At 41.0% G+C, this 726-nt stretch carries 1 protein-coding gene; it reads left to right on the top strand.

The features are described from left to right. Window positions 1-245: 245 nt before the first annotated feature. Window positions 246-641 carry an Imm70 family immunity protein gene (locus FZF01_RS19340; RefSeq protein WP_150279463.1) on the top strand — a complete coding sequence of 132 codons (396 nt, stop codon included), beginning with the start codon at window positions 246-248 and terminating at the stop codon, window positions 639-641. Window positions 642-726: the final 85 nt, after the last annotated feature.

Consider the following 726-nt stretch of genomic DNA (forward strand, 5'->3'; position numbering starts at 1 on the left):
CGTTAGCACTCTATGAAATACATCGACAGTAGAAGCCATATTGGCTATGGAATGTACAAAAATGTATCTGAACTGAAACTCACAAATGAGATTCAGTATTTTGCTCGCCTATGTAGTGAAGAAAACTCATATTTGATGATCAAAATCCCTGACATATGCATAGTTAGTTCTAAGCTCCAAGAGGCCATCGAGTCATTAGTAGATGATAAAGGACAAAGCAGAATTCGTATTTTGAGGCAAAGGGCATGAGCCTATATCTGGCGGTTTTCACGCAGGATGATGAAGAGATAGATGGATTCCAAGTTGGGACATATCACGACTATGGTAAATTCATTGATTCCATCAAAGAAAACGTAGACCCCAAAAATTGCAAGCTCCTAATAAATCATCATGATTCGGATGGTTACTGGACGCCTCAAGAGTGTGAGAATCTAATTGAGGAGTTAACTTACATAAAGAAAGTATTAGCCAAGTTGCCGCCTCAGAAAATAGAGTACGATTGGTCGAGGCAAACCCCATATGAACCTGGAAATAACCTCAATGCTTCATTACAAAACATTGATGGTGAGCCAATGACCGATGCCTTAGTAAGCTTGTGTCAGGTGGCGGTTGAAAATAATGCAAAGCTTTATTTCCAATAAAAGTGCTAACAATCGCAGGCACAGCGACAGCTTTTTCGTTGCGGCTTCGCCTTCACTACAAAGCTGCGCGTGCTGCGGGCGTTAA

It is taken from the genome of Halopseudomonas salina, from assembly GCF_008641105.1.